Genomic DNA, 17,241 nt, shown 5'->3' with positions numbered 1-17,241 from the left:
ACTGGGGCGCGCCGGTCCCGGCGCGCAGGCGGGCGGCGAAGGCCGCCCGGGCCGGAGGGGGAGGCGGCGGATCAGTTGCGGGGTGGGCCGTTGGGGCCGGCGACGGCGCCGAGTTGGGAGAGGCCGTCCAGCACATCGGTGCAGGTCCAGTACTCGACGAACCTGCCGTCGGCCACCCGCAGGATGTCGTGGCCGCTGAAGGAGACCTCGGTGCCGACCGGCGCGGTGGCTGAGGGGAGCCCGCCGTTGTAGGCAGCGGTCATGGTCCACCGTGCGGCTATCAGGTCGTCCTCGACGATCGGCCCGAGGTCGACGCCGATGCGGATGTCCCGGAACGCCGCCCGGGTCTGCTCGATCTCGGGCAGCAGCCGCGCGGGGCCCCGCGTCGCCTCCGAGTCGCTGCCGTCGGGCCGCGCCTGGTGGACGACGAAGTCGGGGTGCAGGATCTCATCGGCGTGGCTGAAGTCGCCGCGCCACAGCTCGGACCAGCGGTCGTACAGCTCGCGGAGCCGGGCAGCGGGCAGGGTGCTCACAATGTTCTCCCCATCGGATAGAGTCTGCGTCGCGAAACATCTGCGTGACGCAGAGAAAAGTAAGGGATGGATGCCCCGACGTGTCAAACCGAAACCGTGCCGACCTGCTCGCGGCCGTCACCGTGGCCGCCCGGCGGCAGCACGCCGCCTACACCTTGTTCAACCAGGCCATGGCGGAGCGGCTGGGGCTGCATCCGACCGATCTGCAGTGTGTGAGCCTGCTCGGTCTCGAACCCGAACCGCTCACCACCGGTGAGATCGCCAAGCTGACCGGTCTGACCTCCGGTTCGGCCACCCGGCTGGTGGATCGTCTGGAGCGGGCCGGGCTGGTGGAGAAGGGCCCTGACCCGCACGACCGCAGGAAGACCCGGGTCACGCCGTCCACCCGGCGTGCGGGGGAACTCGCGGCCGCCTGGGAAGCACCAGGCGCCGCTTTCGCCTCGGCCCTGGACACCTTCACCACCGAGGAACTGGCGGTGATCGAGCGATATCTGCAGCGGACCACCCGGGTGGGCGACGAGCAGGCCGGAAGACTGCGGGACGGCTGAGCACCGGGTGGACGGTGCCGGGTGCCGCGGCCACCTGGTCGCGGTCCGCGGATCTACCGCCCGCTCCCGGCCCGCGAGGAGCTCTTGGGGGCGACCGCCTGGGCCAGATCGTCCAGGGCGTCGGTGAGGAGTTCGGCCGTGCGCAGGGCGACGGGCGGGGGGTGGTCGGCCTGTTCCCACCAGCGCGCCAGGGCGTCGTGGACGGCGTTCCACTCCACCGGCTCGCTGCGGCGGACGGCCGTCACCGCGGTGGAGATGTCGCCGGCGAGGGCCGCGGAGAAGTCGGCGGCGGCGCTGTCGGGCCGGAAGCTGGGATGGGGGCTGGGCAGATGCGCCTCCAGCAGCATGCACGCCCGGCCCATGGTGACCAGCGCGGACTGGGCGTCGCTGGCGGAGCGGCGGGAGAGCCGGGAGAGGCGGCCGTGCTGGCGGACGGGCTCGGCTTCGGCGCGGCTGAGGGTCTGTTCCCAGTTCTGCCGGGCCGCGCGGGTGTCGAGCAGGGCTTCGCGCACCTGGCGGGGGTCGTGTTCGGCGGGCTGCGCGAAGGCGTCCAGCACGGCGATGGCGTACCGTCCGGTCGCCGCCAGCCAGTCGCCGAGCCGGTCGCGCAGCAGCGGGGTGTCCCAGGCGGGGAAGAGCGCGTAGCTGAGCATGGCGAGCAGCCCGCCCAGCGCGGTCAGTCCGGCGCGCTCGTAGGCGGTCTGGTACCAGTCGGCGCCCAGGATGCCGAGGAGGAAGACCACGTACGCGCCGGTGCAGACGGACGCGATGACATACCCCGTGCTCAGCAGCAGATAGAGCAGGCCCACGCTGACCACGGCCAACCCGGCGCTGAGATAGGAGCCGGGGCCCGCCAGCGCCATCACCGTTCCCGCGATGGCGACGCCGACCAGTGTGCCGACAGCCCGGCCGATGCCCCGCTGGTAGGTACGGGAGAAGTCGGGCCGCAGCACCATGACGGCGGTGAGCGGCACCCAGTAGCCGTGCGCGGGCGGGAGGGCCCGGCCGAGCAGATAGCCGAGGGAGACGACGACGCTGACGCGCAGCGCGTGCCGCAGGATCGGGGACTTCCAGTGCAGTTCGCGGCGGAAGGCGCGGAGTGCGACGGGCACCAGCCCGGCGAGGGTGGGCATGTGCAGATGGCGTTCGCGGGCGAGCGCGTGCCCGGCGGCGGGGGTGTGCTTGCCGCCGGCCGCCTTGCGGCGGGCGAGTTCGGCCGCCCGGGCCGCGGCCTCCTCGGCGGCGATCTCCTCCGGATCGGGGCCGTAGGGGCCGTCCAGACTGGCGTCCACCACCGGCGGCTGGTCGGGGAAGCCGCTGCGGCGGCCCTCGCGGTCGGCCACATGCCAGGTCACCCGGGCCAGCACACCGCCGCGGGTGACCTCGACGGGCTCCTGCGCGGCTTCCACCGCGTCGTCGGTGAGCGCGATGAGGCGCAGTGCGGCGCGCCGGGCGGGCCCGCTCAGCACGGGTCCGCTCTTGGGGACTTGGAGCACGTCCAGCGCCTGGTCGGGCAGCCGGACCCGCTCACCGCGGCGGATGGCCCGCGCGCTGGCGTCCAGCACGGTCGCGGCGGCGGCCAGCAGCTCGCGTACCCGGTCCCGTTCGGGGCCCACCATCGGGGCGCCGCCCACCACCGGGTCGGCGAGGGAGGCCAGCACCGGGCGGAAGCGTTCGGCCATCGCCCGGTAGCCGTGCAACTGGCGGGGACGGCGGCGGGCCTGACGGGGGGTGACGGCGGCGGCGCTGCGGGCCTCGATCAGCGGTTCGGGGTCGAAGGGCGCCATCGGGTCGTGCCGCAGTCGGCGCGCGTAGTCGGCGACGGCGGCCAGCGCGTCGGCGAGGGTGTCGCGGCGCTCGCCCCAGGGCCGCACGGGAAACAGCAGGATCAACGCGGCCTGCACCACACCGCCTGCGGCGATCAGCCCGGCGTGACTGAGCGCGCCCAGGGTGCTGGTGGGCAGGTGGACGGTGATGAGCATGACGGAGATGTTGAAGGCCGCCACCACCCCGGAGGTGGGCCCGACGCCCCACGCCATCCCGGCCAGGAACGCCCACAAGGCCAGCAGCAGTATGAACGCCCAGGGCAGGCCGACCAGCAGATAGCCGACGAAGGTGGAGATCGCCAGCCCGGTCGACGCGGCCAGCGCCAGCACGGGTCGGGGCCGCCAGCTGCGCTGGAAGGTCGCGATGCCCGAGGCGAAGGCACCGAACGCGCTGGAGACGGCCAGTTGGGGAGTCCCGATCAGCAGCGCCAGCGCGATCACAAGGCCCACACCGCACGCGCCGCGCACCGCCGCCAGCGGCGTCAGCGAGGCCCGCTCCACACTGAGACCGGAGCGCGCGGTGTCCTTCAGCGCCCGGAGCCAGGGCAAGGGTGCGGCGAGCATGGGTGCGAGCCTATCGAAGCCGGACGTTCTGGTTCCGGCCCGCCCATTTCCGCCGGGCCGCACGTGGGGACCCGCACGAGACCCCACGCGGGTCCCCACGCGCGGCCCCCACGTGGAGACCGCCGCGCGGGTTCGCCACCGCGTCGGCGGGAAGGGGCCCGGCGCCCGTTCCCGCCAAAGACGCCGTCAGTGGTTGCTGGGGAAGCCGAGGTTGATACCGGCGCTGTCGGCAGGGTCGGGCCAGCGGGTGGTGACGACCTTGCCGCGGGTGTAGAACTGCACGCCGTCGTTGCCGTAGATGTGCAGATCGCCGAAGAGGCTCTGCTTCCAGCCGCCGAAGGAGTGGTAGCCGACCGGCACCGGGATCGGCACGTTGACGCCGACCATGCCGGCCTCCACCTCCAGCTGGAAGCGCCGGGCGGCGCCGCCGTCGCGGGTGAAGACGGCGGTGCCGTTGCCCCACTTGCTGGAGTTGATCAGCGCCAGGCCCTCGTCGTAGGTCTCGGCACGCACCACGCACAGCACCGGGCCGAAGATCTCGTCGTCGTAGGCGGCCATGCCCGGCCGAACCTTGTCGAGCAGCGAGACGCCGAGGAAGAAGCCGTTCTCGTGGCCCTCCACCGAGAACCCGGTGCCGTCGACCACCACCTCGGCGCCCTGCGCGGCGGCGCCGCTCACATACGAGGCGACCTTGTCGCGGTGCTCCCTGGTGATCAGGGGACCCATCTCGCTGGCCGGGTCGTCTCCCGGTCCGATGCGCAGCGCACCGGCCCGCTCGGCGATCTTGGCGACGAGCTCGTCCCCGATCCCGCCGACGGCGACGACGACGGAGACGGCCATGCACCGCTCCCCCGCCGAGCCGTAGGCGGCGTTGATGGCGTTGTCCGCCGCGTGGTCCAAGTCGGCGTCCGGCAGCACCATCATGTGGTTCTTGGCGCCGCCGAGCGCCTGCACCCGCTTGCCCTGCGCGGTGGCCTCGGCCTGGATGTACCGGGCGATGGGGGTGGAGCCGACGAAGGAGACGGCGGCCACGTCCGGGTGGGCCAGCAGCCGGTCGACGGCCACCTTGTCGCCGTTGACGACGTTGAGCACGCCCTCGGGCAGCCCCGCCTCGGCGGCGAGTTCGGCCAGCCGGTAGGCGGCCGAGGGGTCCTTCTCGCTCGGCTTGAGAACGAAGGTGTTGCCGCAGGCGATGGCCAGCGGGAACATCCACATCGGCACCATCGCGGGGAAGTTGAACGGGGTGATGCCCGCGACCACGCCGACGGCCTGCCGGATGGAGGCGACATCCACCCGGGTGGAGACCTGGGTGGACAGCTCGCCCTTGAGCTTCTCCGGAATGCCGCAGGCCAGCTCCAGGATCTCCATGCCCCGCGCGACCTCGCCGAGCGCGTCGGAGTGCACCTTGCCGTGCTCGGCGGTGATCAGCTCGGCGATCTCGTCGCGCCGCGCGTCCAGCAGTTCGCGGTACTTGAACAAGAACGCGGTCCGCTTGGCCAGCGAGGACTGCGACCACTCGGGGTAGGCCGCCTTGGCGGCGGCGACCGCCGCGTCCACCTCCTCCACCGAGGCGAGGGAGACCTGGGTGGGCTGGGCTCCGGTGGCCGGGTCGTAGACGGGGCCGAAGGCTCCGGAGGTGGACTCCACCGGCTTGTTGCCGATCCAGTGGCCGAGGGTCTTCATGGGGAGGGGACCTTTCTTCGGACGTGACATGCTGCGAGGGGATCGCTCGGACGGCGCCGGAGTCTCCCCGGCGCACCGCAGGCACCCCGGCGTACCGGAGGCACCCGGCCGCTTCGGCTGCCGGCGCTCACAAATGGCGCCGCTGGTGGGCGCGTTGCCGCTCGTACTCCTCGCGGGCCCGGCGAGCCGCCGGGCGCTGCGAGGTCTCGGCGACGGCCACGTCCCACCACGCCTGCGGTGCGGGCGCCGGGACGGCCGGGTCCTGCTCGGTCTCGACATGGACGCAGCTGGGCCGCTCGGAGGCGCGTGCCGCGGCCAGTGCCTCGCGGAGCTGGTCGTAGGTGGCGGCCCGGTACACCTCCATGCCGAGCGAGGCGGCGTTGGCGGCCAGGTCGACGGGGAGCACCTCGCCGGTGTAGCCGCCCTCGGCGTCGCGGAACCGGTAGGCGGTGCCGAAGCGTTCGCCGCCCGTCTGCTCGGACAGGCCTCCGATGGAGGCGTAGCCGTGGTTCTGTACGAGGACGATGTTGATGTTCACACCCTCCTGGACCGCCGTGACGATCTCGGTGGGCAGCATCAGATACGTACCGTCGCCCACCAGCGCCCACACCGGGCGGTCCGGCGCGGCCAGCCGTACGCCGATGGCGGCCGGGATCTCGTAGCCCATGCACGAGTAGCCGTACTCGACGTGGTACTGGCGCGGGGAGCGGACGCGCCACAGCTTGTGCAGGTCACCGGGCATGGATCCGGCGGCGTTGATGACCACGTCCTCGTCCCCGACGACGGAGTCGAGGGCACCGAGCACCTGGGTCTGGGAGGGGCGGGCCTTCTCCTCCAGCGGGTGCGGAGCGAACGCCTCGGCAACGGTGCGCTCCCACGCCTGCTTGCCGCGCCGGTACTCGGCCTCGTAGTCCGGCGAGACCCGGTGGCCGCGCAGCGCGCCGGTCAGCGCCTCCAGCGCGGCCCGCGCGTCGGCGACGACGGCGAGTGCGCCGAGCTTGTGCCCGTCGAAGGCGGCGACGTTGAGATTGAGGAAGCGGGCCGTGGCCGGGAAGAGGGTGCCGGACGCCGTGGTGAAGTCGGTGTAGCGGGTGCCGACGCCGATCACCAGATCGGCGGCGCGGGCCAGTTCGTCGGCCACGGCGGTGCCGGTGTGGCCGATGCCGCCCACGTCGCAGGGGTGGTCGTGGCGCAGGGAGCCCTTGCCCGCCTGGGTGGAGGCCACCGGAACGCCCGTCACATCGGCGAAGGCCCGCAGCGCTTCCTCGGCCTCGCTGTGGTGGATGCCCCCGCCCGCCACCAGCAGCGGTCGCCGTGCGCCCCGCACCGCCTCGGCGGCCAGGGCCAGCACCTCCGGCTCGGGGACCGGCCGCGCCACCCGCCAGATGCGCTCGGCGAAGAACTCCTCGGGCCAGTCGTGCGCCTCGGTCTGCACGTCCTGCGGCAGCGCGAGGGTGACGGCGCCGACCTCGGCCGGGTCGGTCAGCACCCGCATCGCCTGGAGCGCGGCGGGGACCAGCGCCTCGGGCCGCAGTACCCGATCGAAGTAACGGGAGACGGGCCGCAGCGCGTCGTTGACGGAGATGTCACCCGCGTACGGCACCTCCAGCTGCTGCAGGACCGGGTCGGGGACGCGGCTGGCGAAGATGTCGCCGGGCAGCAGCAGGACGGGCAGCCGGTTGACGGTGGCCAGCGCGGCGCCGGTGACCAGGTTGGTGGCGCCGGGGCCGATGGAGGTGGTGACGGCCTGTGCGGAGAGCCTGCCGCGCTGGCGGGCGAAGCCGACGGCGGCGTGCACCATCGCCTGCTCGTTGCGGCCCTGGTGGAAGGGGAGCGGCGCGTCGGGCCCCTGCCCGCTCTCGACGAGCGCCTGGCCGAGTCCGGCGACGTTGCCGTGTCCGAAGATGCCCCAGCAGGCGTCGATGAGCCGGTGCCGCTGCCCGTCCCGTTCGGTGTACTGCGCGGCGAGGAAGCGCACCAGGGCCTGCGCGACGGTCAGCCTGACGGTCGTCATCGCTCGCCCTTCCCCTCTTGCGCCCCTGCCGGCGATCCCGCGGATTCCATCGCCCCGTACAACGGAAGCCTTGCATCCACAGGCGTATCGGCCCACGTGCCGCGAATCCACGTGTGGTCTGGATGGTCGCAGATCAGCCAGTCCCGCTCCACCCCCGGACCGGCCATCACATTCAGGTAGTACATGTCGTGCCCGGGCGCGGCCATGGAGGGGCCGTGCCAGCCGTCCGGGATCAGCACCGCGTCCCCGCTGCCCACCTCGGCGAGCACATCGGTGCCCTTGCCGTGGCCGCTGGGGGTCACCCGCTGGTAGCCGAGGCCCTCGGTGACCGAACCGTCGGGGGCGTGGTGCGGGGCGATCTCGTAGTAGTAGATCTCCTCCAGCTCGCTCTCCACCCCCTCGCGATGCTCGTCGTGCTTGTGGGGCGGGTAGGACGACCAGTTGCCGCCGGGGGTCAGCACCTCGACCGCGATGAGCTTGTCCGCCTCGAACACGTGCGCTGCCGCGAAGTTGTTGACCTGCCGTGAGCACTGCCCGCTGCCGCGCAGTTCGACCGGCACGTCCTCGGCCGCGCCGTAGCGGACCGGCAGCCGCCGCTCGCAGCGCGCCCCGGTGAGTGCGAACCGGCCGCCCGCCGCGCTGCTGAGCGCCACCTCGGCGTCCCGCGGCACGTACGCGAAGTCGCTGACGGAGGCGAAGACGCCCTCCCTGCCGTGGAGCCGGAGGGTGTGCCCCTCGGCCGCGACGGTGCAGCCGCCGCGCAGCGGCAGCACGATCCACTCGCTCTCGCCGGTCGTGAACGTATGGGTCTCCCCCGGGCCGAGCTCCAGCACCCGCAGCGACGAGTAGCCCCAGCCGGCGCTCTCGGGACCGATGTCCAGGGCGTACGGGCCGACTGCGGCACTACCGGCGCGCAGATGGAAGTCGGTGGTGGTGCGGGTCACTCTGCCAGCCCCTTTCAGAGCAGTCCGACGGCGGTGTCCACGGCCGCGCCCACGTCGCCGTCGGCCGGGTAGAGCAGGGAGCGCCCGACGACCAGCCCGCGCACGGTCGGCAGGCTGAGCGCCTTGCGCCACTTCTCATAGGTGCCCTCCTGATCGCCGTGCACCTCGCCGCCGAGCAGCACGACGGGCAGCGTGGAGGTCTCGCACACCCACGCCATGTCGTCCGGATCCTCGGTGACCGGCAACTTGAGCCAGGTGTAGGCGGAGGTACCACCCAGTCCGGCGGCGATGGCCACGGAGCGGGCGACGGCGGGCCCGCTCAGGTCGTTGGTCAGCTTGCCGTCCACCCTGGTGCTGAGGAACGGCTCGACGAAGACCGGCAGCCGGTGTGCCGCCATGTCGTCGACGGCACGCGCCGCGGCGTACAGCGTGCGCAGCGAGCCCGGGTCGTCGTAGTCGATACGCAGCAGCAGCTTGCCCGCGTCGAAGCGCAGCCGTGCGATGTCCTCGGCACGCTGCCCGGTGAAGCGGTCGTCCAGCTCGAACGAGGCGCCGGCCAGCCCGCCGCGGTTCATGGAGCCGAGCACCACCTTGTGCTCCAGCGCGCCGAGCAGCAGCAGATCCTCCAGGATGTCGGCGGTGCCCAGCACTCCGTCGACACCGGGCCGGGAGAGCGCCAGGACGAGGCGTTCGAGCAGTTCGGCACGGTTGGCCATGGCCAGCTCGTCGGCTCCGACGCCCAGCGCGCCCCGTGCCGGGTGGTCGGCGGCGACGATCATCAGCCGCTCGCTCGCGTCCACCAGCGGCCGGCGCGCACGCCGCGCCGCCGCCTCGGCGACGGCCTCCGGATGTCGGGTCCGTACGGACGCCAGCTCGCGGATGCTGACACTGCTGGGGGTCAAGGGTGGCTCTCTTTCGGGGCGTTGTGCAGGGCGGTACGGGCCGGGCGGGCAGGAGGCGGGGCGGTGACGGGCGCGGTGGAAGGCGGGTGAGAGGCGGGGTGACGGGCGCCGGGGTCAGGCGCGCAGCAGGTCCTCGACCTCGGGTGCCGTCGGCATGGCGGAGGAGCAGGCCAGCCGGGAGGCGACCAGCGCGCCCGCCGCGTTGGCGTACCGCATCGCGTACTCCAGGTCCCAGCCGGACAGCAGCCCGTGGCACAGGGCGCCGCCGAACGCGTCGCCCGCGCCCAGGCCGTTGACCACCTCCACCGGGTGCGGGGGCACCTCGGCGACGGTGCCGTCGGCGTGCACGGCGAGCACGCCCTTGGGCCCCTGTTTGACGACGGCCAGCTCGGCTCCCGCCGCCAGCAGCGCCTCGGCGCAGGCGTGCGGCTCGCGGGTGCCGGTGGCGACCTCGCACTCGTCGAGGTTGCCCACGGCGACGGTGGCGTGCGCCAGGGCCTCCCGGTAGTACGGCCGCGCGGCTTGAGCGGCCTCGGACCGGGTGAGCTGCCCGGCGCTGCCCGCGCCCCAGAACATCGGCCGCCAGTCCAGGTCGAAGACGGTGGCGACCGCCTCCTCCCGGCCGGGCGCACGGGCGGCGAGCGCGGCCAGGGTGGCGCTTCGGCTGGGTTCCTCGCACAGCCCGGTGCCGGTCATCCAGAAGATGCGCGCCGCCGCGACACCCGCCAGGTCGAGCTGACCGGGGTGCAGTTCCAGATCGGGTGCCTTGGGCTGCCGGTAGAAGTAGAGCGGGAATTCGTCGGGCGGGAAGATCTCGCAGAAGGTCACCGGTGTGGGGTACTGCGCCACCGGTGTCACCCATCGGTCGTCGACGCCGAAGTCGCGCAGCGCCTCGTGGCAGTAGACGCCGAACGGATCGTCACCGGTGCGGGTGATGACCGCCGTCGAGCGGCCGAGCCGGGAGGCGGCGACGGCCACGTTGGTGGCGGAGCCGCCGAGGAACTTGCCGAAAGTCTCCACGTGCTGGAGCGGGACGCCGGTCTGGAGGGGGTAGATGTCGACCCCGATGCGGCCCATGGTGACCACCTCGTGCGGCTCGGTCATGCCACCGTCCCTCTCTTCCCTCGCGTCTTTCCTGCGTCGTGCCTCGCGGGTCTTTGCTCGCGTCGTTCCTCGCGGCCCGATGTGCAGGCGCCCGGCACATCGTCCGTCGGCCCACGGGCCACTGTCAATAATTTGTCCTTACATATTGACGTCGCCTCTCCGGGTGGGTAGAGCAGAGTTCGGCAGGATGAAGCGTTGTCCTGACAAACTCTTGACCTGACTCCTCACGACCGGATTGGCTCTGAGCCATGACTGGCACTCCCGCCCCCTCCCCTTCCACCCCCTCCGCGTCCGGCGCCCCGCTCGACCGCATCCGGGTCGGCTCCGCGCCCGACTCCTGGGGCGTGTGGTTCCCCGACGACCCGCAACAGGTGCCCTGGCAGCGCTTCCTGGACGAGGTGGCACAGGCGGGCTACAGCTGGATCGAGCTGGGCCCCTACGGCTACCTGCCGACCGATCCGGCGCGCCTCACCGACGAGGTCACCGCACGCGGCCTGCAGGTCTCCGCCGGTACCGTCTTCACCTCGCTGCACCGGGGGCCGGACGTCTGGGACGAGACCTGGGCGCACGTCTCCCGCGTCGCCGAGCTCACCCGTGCCATGGGCGCCGCACACCTGGTGGTCATCCCCTCCTTCTGGCGCGACGACAAGACGGCCGAACTGATCGAACCCGCCGAGCTGACGAACGAGCAGTGGCGCCATCTCGCCCGGGGCACGGAGCGGTTGGCGCGCGAGGTGGGTGAGAAGTACGGGCTGCGCATCGCCGTCCACCCGCACGCGGACACCCATATCGACACCGAGGAGCATGTCGTCCGCTTCCTCGACGCGACCGACTCCGACCTGGTCAACCTCTGCCTGGACACCGGGCACTACGCCTACTGCGGTGGCGACAGCGTCGAGCTGATCGAACGGTACGGCGAACGGATCGACTATCTGCACCTCAAGCAGGTGGACCCGGAGATCCTCGCCGACGTCGTACGCGAGGGGACGCCCTTCGGTCCCGCGGTGCGTCAGGGCGTGATGTGCGAACCGCCCCGGGGCGTACCGGAGTTGGAGCCGGTGCTGACCGCGGCGCAGAACCTGGGGGTGGACCTGTTCGCCATCGTCGAGCAGGACATGTACCCGTGCCCGCCCGACCAGCCTTTTCCGATCGCCGAGCGCACCCGCCGGTTCCTGCGCGGTTGCGGGGCCTAGCGGCAGACGACAGCCACGTCACCGATGTCACCGTTTCACGGGCGCGGTGTCACAGCCGTCGCACAGCCCCCCTCCCAAGGTCACTCTCCGTCGTTCACCGGGCACAGGCTGGGCGATCACCAGCCAACCCTGGGAGGTGCGAGAGTGGCCGACCGAGAACTTTGGTCGTACAAGGACATCGCCGCGCACATCAGCGTCCAACCGGACACCGTGCGCTCCTACCGGAAGCATGGCCTTCTACCCCCGCCCGATCTGGTGGAAGGAGGCAGGCCCTACTGGTTCGCGGACACCGTCCGCGAGTGGGTCACCCGCAGGCCGGGGCACCGCGGCGGTCACTGAGGCGGCCCCGGTCATGACATCCGGCATACCCTCCGCGACACCGGCCTGCCCGTCACCTTGGGGCGGCACCACAGGTGCCGCCCCAACAGATGTCCGGGGCGCGTGGAAGCCCGCACGGGGAGCCCGCCGCCGCAACGCCCGCCGCCGCACCACCCGCTGAACCGCGGCCGCGACGCCGGCCAGCACCACCGAGGCGCCGACTCCGAGCAGCGCGCCGGCCAGGGTTCCGGCAAGTGCCCGCCCGCCCCAGTAGCCGACGCCCACCGAGTAGCTCGCCCACAGCAGCTCCGCGAGGCCGGAACCCAGCAGGAAGCGGCGGACCGGGTAGCCCACCGTGCCGGTGGCCAGACCACCGACGATCCGGCCGCTGGGCACGAAGCGCACCGCGATCACGAACGGCACCCCGTACCGCCGCACATATGCGGCGGTACGGTCGAGCGCGGCCCTGCGGCGGGGGCCGGTCGACAGCCACCGGCGGCTGCGCACACCGGTGCGCCGCCCCAGCCAGTACACCAGTGCGTCCCCGGCCAGCGCGCTGCCCGCGACGACCAACAGCACCAGCGGCAGCGGGAGCCGGCCTTCGGCCGCGAGCGCACCCGCCGTCGCTATCAACGCCGCGTTGGGCACCAGCGGCGGCAGGGTGGTGACCCCCACGAGCGCGAGCGTCACCCACAAGGCGCCTTCCACGCCGACCACCTGCCTTCCGCTGTTCCCTCCCCGCGGGGTGCCGGAGGGCGGTAGGTGGGGTGGGGCCGCGCTTGGCGTATACCCCGCCGGGGTATATCTTTGACCTCGCGCACGCGCCGCCCGGCCCTCCGGGCTCCTCGTGCGGTCCGAGTCCGGTACCGGGAGCTCTCGCGTCGAGAGCCTTGTACCGAGGGTTTTGTACTGAGAGTTGAGGAGTCGGCCATGAGTACCGTCACGACCACCTACAAGGTTTCCGGAATGACCTGCGGCCACTGCGAGGGCGCGGTCTCCGAGGAGATCTCCCAAATCGAGGGCGTCTCGGCGGTGAAGGCCGTGGCCGCCTCCGGAGAGGTCACCGTCACCTCCTCCGGCGAACTGGACGACGCCGCCGTACGCGACGCCGTGGACGAGGCGGGGTACGAGCTGGTCGGCCGCGCCTGATCCGGCCCGGCCGCCTCGCCATCAAAGGGGCACCGCACTTCCATTGTCGCCCCGGCCCCGGGCGCCCGCACGGCAGAGCGAACCCCCTCACCCCTCGCCGCCGCGGAGGGGCCCGCCGTTGCGACGGGCGTCGAGGGGGCGCTCCGCAGCGGCGGAGCCCTCTTACCTCAAGGCCCGGCAGCGAAAAGCGCCCCGTCGGCCAGGTCCCCCCACGGGCCCGTCGACGGGGCGCTTTCGATTCCCGGTCACGGATTCCCCCCACGGGATCCTGGCCGGGCGCCTCCTGGGTGTCCGTGCGGACGGGAGGGCCGCTCAAAGCTCCCCGCGCACGTTCACCGTTCCTTCACTTCGCATCCGTCCCCCAAGACGAATGTGAAGCAGTGGCGAAGGCTCCGCCGGGAGGCCGACGCCACCCGGTTAGACCCACGAACCCCGCCGATGGTTACCCCCCAATTTCTGTGACCTACGTCTCGTCGTCAATGCGCACAAACGGAAGGCCCCGGTCCAATCGGACCGGGGCCTTCCAGTTGTGCCGATACGGGGGTCGCCTTGTGCAGCCCGGGGCTCGGCACCGCGGCTCAGGGCACCGCAGGCCGGACGCCCGAACGGGTCAGCGAGCCTCGACGGGGACGTACTCCCGCTCGACGACGCCCGTGTAGATCTGGCGCGGGCGGCCGATGCGCGAGTTCGGCTCCTTGATCATCTCGTGCCACTGGGCGATCCAGCCCGGCAGCCGGCCGAGCGCGAACAGCACGGTGAACATGCTGGTCGGGAAGCCCATGGCGCGGTAGATCAAACCGGTGTAGAAGTCCACGTTCGGGTAGAGCTTGCGCTCCGTGAAGTAGTCGTCGGACAGCGCGTGCTCCTCCAGGCGGAGGGCGATGTCCAGCAGCTCGTCGCTCTTGCCCAGCGCCGAGAGCACATCGTGGGCCGCCGCCTTGATGATCTTCGCCCGGGGGTCGAAGTTCTTGTAGACGCGGTGGCCGAAGCCCATGAGCTTGACGCCGTCCTCCTTGTTCTTCACCTTGCGGATGAAGGAGTCGACGTCGCCGCCCGCGGCCTGGATGCCCTGGAGCATCTCCAGCACGCTCTGGTTGGCACCGCCGTGCAGGGGGCCCCAGAGCGCGTTGATGCCCGCCGAGATCGAGGCGAACATGTTCGCCTGGGACGAGCCGACGAGGCGCACGGTGGAGGTCGAGCAGTTCTGCTCGTGGTCCGCGTGCAGGATCAGCAGCTTGTCGAGGGCGTTGACCACGACCGGGTCGAGCTCGTACTCCTGCGCCGGAACCGAGAAGGTCATCCGGAGGAAGTTCTCGACGTAGCCCAGGTCGTTGCTCGGGTAGATGACCGGGTGGCCGATCGCCTTCTTGTAGGCGTAGGCGGCGATCGTGGGCAGCTTGGCCAGCAGCCTTATGGTCGAGAGGTGCCGCTGCTTCTCGTCGAAGGGGTTGTGGCTGTCCTGGTAGAAGGTCGACAGCGCGCTGACCACGGAGGAGAGCATCGCCATCGGGTGGGCGTCGCGCGGGAAACCGTCGTAGAACCGTTTGACGTCCTCGTGCAGCAGGGTGTGCTGCGTGATCTCGTTCTTGAACGCGCTCAGTTCGTCGACGGTCGGCAGCTCGCCGTTGATGAGCAGGTACGCGGTCTCCAGGAAGGTGCCGCGCTCGGCGAGCTGCTCGATCGGATAGCCGCGGTAGCGCAGGATGCCCTGCTCACCGTCGAGGAAGGTGATGGCGGATTTGTAGGCGGCGGTGTTGCCGTATCCCGAGTCCAGGGTCACCAGACCGGTCTGGGCACGCAGCTTGCCGATGTCGAAGCCACGGTCGCCCACCGTGCTGTCGACGACCGGGTAGCTGTACTCGCCGTCCCCGTAGCGGAGTACTACGGAGTTCTCGCTGTCGCGGTGTTCGCTCACGTCATCCCTCACCGACGTAGTGCCTCTTCTTCGAGGTGCCCTGACTTCTTCCACTCTCCCTTATCCAGCGCCGTGCGGTGCACTGGGGGTCAGCCAGAGGGCTCCATGGTGGCACGCAGTGCCGCCCGTCTAGCTATCCTGCACCCTCTTGGCCGTCATGGTCACCCCCTGGCACCGTTCTCGCCTCCCGAGGCAGCAGCCACCGCGCGCAATCGGTGGTCGAGCGCCGTGCAGCGCCGCCCCGCCGAGACGGTGCGGACCGCCTGTCCGAGTGCCCTACGCGACCCCACCAGCACCACCAGTCGCTTGGCTCTCGTCACTGCCGTGTACAGCAGGTTCCGTTGGAGCATCATCCAGGCACCCGTGGTGACCGGAATCACCACTGCCGGGTATTCGCTGCCCTGTGAGCGGTGAATGGTCATCGCATAGGCGTGGACGAGCTCGTCCAGCTCGTCGAAGTCGTAGTCGACCTCCTCGTCCTCGTCCGTCAGCACGGTGAGCCGGTGGTCGTCCGGATGCAGCGCGGTGACCACTCCGACCGTGCCGTTGAAGACGCCGTTCGCACCCTTTTCATAGTTGTTTCTGATCTGGGTGACCTTGTCGCCCACCCGGAAAACCCGACCGCCGAACCGCTTCTCGGGCAGCCCCGGACGGGCCGGGGTGACCGCCTGCTGGAGCAGCCCGTTCAGCGCGCCCGCCCCGGCCGGGCCGCGGTGCATGGGGGCGAGCACCTGGACGTCGCGCCGCGGATCGAGCCCGAACTTCGCCGGGATGCGCCGGGCCGCCACATCCACCGTCAGCGCGCCGGCCGCCTCGGTGTCCTCCTCCACGAAGAGGAAGAAGTCCTCCAGCCCCTGGGTGAGCGGCTGGGTGCCGGAATTGATGCGGTGCGCGTTGGTGACCACCCCCGACTGCTGGGCCTGGCGGAAGATCCGGCGCAGCCGCACCGCGGGAACCGGCCCGTCCTCGGCCAGCAGATCGCGCAGCACCTCCCCGGCACCCACCGAGGGCAGCTGGTCCACATCCCCCACCAGCAGCAGATGGGCACCGGGCGGGACGGCTTTGATCAGCTTGTTGGCCAGCAGCAGATCCAGCATGGAGGCCTCGTCGACCACCACCAGGTCGGCCTCCAGCGGGCGCTGCCGGTCGTAGGCCGCGTCACCGCCCGGCTTCAGCTCCAGCAGCCGGTGCACGGTGGACGCCTCGGCACCGGTCAGCTCCGCCAGCCGTTTGGCGGCCCGCCCGGTGGGCGCCGCCAGCACCACGCGGGCCTTCTTGGCGCGGGCGAGCTCCACCACCGAGCGCACCGTGAAGGACTTGCCGCACCCCGGCCCGCCCGTCAGCACCGCGACCCGGCTGGTGAGCGCGAGCCGCACCGCCTCCTGCTGCTCGGGGGCCAGCCGGGCTCCCGTGCGTTGGCTCAGCCAGCTGAGCGCCTTGTCCCAGTCGACGTCCTGGAACCAGGGCAGCCGGTCCTCGGTGGTGCGCAGCAGCCGCTTGAGCTGGGCGGCCAGGGCGACCTCCGCACGGTGGAAGGGGACGAGATAGACGGCGGTCTCCGTGCGCTGCGGATCCTCCGGGTCGGGCACCGGCTCGCGCACGACACCGCCTTCCTCGTCGGCCGCCAGCTCGCCGAGGCAGTCGATGACCAGGCCGGTGTCCACCTGGAGGAGCTTGACCGCCTCGGAGATCAGCCGCTCCTCGGGCAGATAGCAGTGGCCCTGGTCCGAGGACTGGGACAGCGCGTGTCGCAGACCCGCCTTGACCCGCTCCGGGCTGTCGTGCGGGATACCGACGGACCGGGCGATGCGGTCGGCGGTCAGGAAGCCGATGCCCCACACGTCGGCCGCCAGCCGGTAGGGGTTGCCGCGCACCACGGAGATGGACGCGTCGCCGTACTGCTTGTAGATGCGCACGGCGATGGACGTGGAGACGCCGACGCCCTGGAGGAAGACCATCACCTCTTTGATGGCCTTCTGCTCCTCCCAGGCGGCGGCGATCAGCTTGGTGCGCTTGGGACCGAGCCCGGGGACCTCGACGAGCTTGTTCGGATCGGCCTCGATGACCTCCAGCGTGTCGACCCCGAAGTGGCTGACGATCCGGTCGGCGATGCGCGGGCCGACGCCCTTGATCAGGCCCGAGCCGAGATAGCGGCGGATGCCCTGGATGGTGGCCGGCAGCACGGTGACGTAGTTGTCGACATGGAACTGCCGTCCGTACTGCGGGTGGGAGCCCCAGCGGCCCTCCATCCGCAGCGACTCCCCCGCCTGGGCGCCCAGCAACGCGCCCACGACAGTGAGCAGTTCACCGCCGCGGCCGGTGTCGACCCGCGCGACCGTGTACCCATTGTCCTCGTTGGCGTAGGTGATGCGCTCTAGTACCCCTTCGAGCACGGCAGGCTGGAACGTCATGTCACCGACCGTAGCCCCGGGCGCCGACACCGCGGCAGCCTTGTGGATACAGCACCCTCCCGGGGACCGGCCCCCGGATCTCCAGCCGCACGAGCCGGACCGACAGCACATCCGGACCGACACACCGGCCCTATGGA

The 17,241-nt window shown here is 71.7% G+C and carries 13 protein-coding genes and 1 pseudogene; 4 read left to right on the top strand and 10 right to left on the bottom strand.

Annotated elements, in window-relative coordinates; all coding sequences use genetic code 11:
• Positions 1–71 precede the first annotated feature (71 nt).
• On the bottom strand, positions 72–533 hold the full coding sequence (locus JW613_RS22785) for an ester cyclase (protein ID WP_307865999.1): 462 nt from the start codon (positions 531–533) through the stop codon (positions 72–74).
• A gap of 80 nt (positions 534–613) precedes the next feature.
• Between JW613_RS22785 and JW613_RS22780 the strand changes: the two genes are divergently transcribed.
• Positions 614–1,081: a MarR family winged helix-turn-helix transcriptional regulator gene (locus JW613_RS22780; RefSeq protein ID WP_099881119.1), complete on the top strand. Its 468-nt coding sequence runs from the start codon at positions 614–616 to the stop codon at positions 1,079–1,081.
• A 53-nt stretch (positions 1,082–1,134) separates the two neighbouring features.
• Here JW613_RS22780 and JW613_RS22775 read toward each other — a convergent pair whose 3' ends face one another.
• The 6 genes from JW613_RS22775 to iolC all read right to left on the bottom strand — a co-directional run bounded on the left by JW613_RS22775 (position 1,135) and on the right by iolC (position 10,118).
• Positions 1,135–3,471 carry an FUSC family protein gene (locus JW613_RS22775; RefSeq protein WP_209212760.1) on the bottom strand — a complete coding sequence of 779 codons (2,337 nt, stop codon included), beginning with the start codon at positions 3,469–3,471 and terminating at the stop codon, positions 1,135–1,137.
• A 186-nt stretch (positions 3,472–3,657) separates the two neighbouring features.
• Positions 3,658–5,154, bottom strand: coding sequence for a CoA-acylating methylmalonate-semialdehyde dehydrogenase (locus JW613_RS22770; RefSeq protein WP_209212758.1), 1,497 nt, complete (start codon positions 5,152–5,154; stop codon positions 3,658–3,660).
• 127 nt (positions 5,155–5,281) lie between these two features.
• The gene (gene iolD / locus JW613_RS22765) at positions 5,282–7,168 is read right to left on the bottom strand and encodes a 3D-(3,5/4)-trihydroxycyclohexane-1,2-dione acylhydrolase (decyclizing) (RefSeq protein WP_209212756.1); all 1,887 of its coding nucleotides are present in this window, start codon (positions 7,166–7,168) and stop codon (positions 5,282–5,284) included.
• A complete protein-coding gene (gene iolB, locus JW613_RS22760; RefSeq protein WP_209212755.1) occupies positions 7,165–8,112 on the bottom strand; it encodes a 5-deoxy-glucuronate isomerase in 948 nt (315 codons plus the stop codon). The genes iolD and iolB overlap by 4 nt, the downstream gene beginning before the upstream one ends.
• Before the next feature lie 14 nt (positions 8,113–8,126).
• Positions 8,127–9,014, bottom strand: a complete 888-nt coding sequence (locus JW613_RS22755; RefSeq protein WP_209212753.1) for a Cgl0159 family (beta/alpha)8-fold protein — start codon at positions 9,012–9,014, stop codon at positions 8,127–8,129.
• A 114-nt stretch (positions 9,015–9,128) separates the two neighbouring features.
• Positions 9,129–10,118 (bottom strand): 5-dehydro-2-deoxygluconokinase, encoded by a 990-nt coding sequence (iolC, locus tag JW613_RS22750; RefSeq protein WP_209212752.1) that lies wholly within the window; start codon positions 10,116–10,118, stop codon positions 9,129–9,131.
• Between the two features lie 248 nt (positions 10,119–10,366).
• Here iolC and JW613_RS22745 point away from each other — a divergent pair, with 248 nt between their 5' ends.
• Together JW613_RS22745 and JW613_RS36630 are read left to right on the top strand one after the other, a co-directional pair.
• Positions 10,367–11,311 carry a sugar phosphate isomerase/epimerase family protein gene (locus JW613_RS22745; RefSeq protein ID WP_209212750.1) on the top strand — a complete coding sequence of 315 codons (945 nt, stop codon included), beginning with the start codon at positions 10,367–10,369 and terminating at the stop codon, positions 11,309–11,311.
• Positions 11,312–11,455: 144 nt separating this feature from the next.
• On the top strand, positions 11,456–11,650 hold the full coding sequence (locus JW613_RS36630) for a helix-turn-helix transcriptional regulator (protein ID WP_307865998.1): 195 nt from the start codon (positions 11,456–11,458) through the stop codon (positions 11,648–11,650).
• Positions 11,651–11,911: 261 nt separating this feature from the next.
• On the opposite strand, the pseudogene JW613_RS36625 reads toward JW613_RS36630, so the two are convergent.
• Positions 11,912–12,277: pseudogene (locus JW613_RS36625) on the bottom strand (DedA family protein); the annotation flags it as partial.
• 282 nt (positions 12,278–12,559) lie between these two features.
• Between JW613_RS36625 and JW613_RS22735 the strand changes: the two are divergent.
• Positions 12,560–12,778, top strand: a complete 219-nt coding sequence (locus JW613_RS22735; protein ID WP_209212748.1) for a heavy-metal-associated domain-containing protein — start codon at positions 12,560–12,562, stop codon at positions 12,776–12,778.
• A 610-nt stretch (positions 12,779–13,388) separates the two neighbouring features.
• Here the strand turns inward: JW613_RS22735 and JW613_RS22730 are convergent.
• Positions 13,389–14,693, bottom strand: coding sequence for a citrate synthase (locus JW613_RS22730; protein WP_185016907.1), 1,305 nt, complete (start codon positions 14,691–14,693; stop codon positions 13,389–13,391).
• A 161-nt stretch (positions 14,694–14,854) separates the two neighbouring features.
• A complete protein-coding gene (gene recD2, locus JW613_RS22725; RefSeq protein ID WP_209212747.1) occupies positions 14,855–17,104 on the bottom strand; it encodes an SF1B family DNA helicase RecD2 in 2,250 nt (749 codons plus the stop codon).
• Positions 17,105–17,241: the final 137 nt, after the last annotated feature.

The sequence above is a fragment of the Streptomyces smyrnaeus genome (assembly GCF_017676345.1).
In the GTDB taxonomy this organism is placed as follows: domain Bacteria; phylum Actinomycetota; class Actinomycetes; order Streptomycetales; family Streptomycetaceae; genus Streptomyces; species Streptomyces smyrnaeus.
The sequence above is the reverse complement of the archived record's forward strand: the minus strand, read 5'-3'. Positions and strand labels throughout refer to the sequence as shown.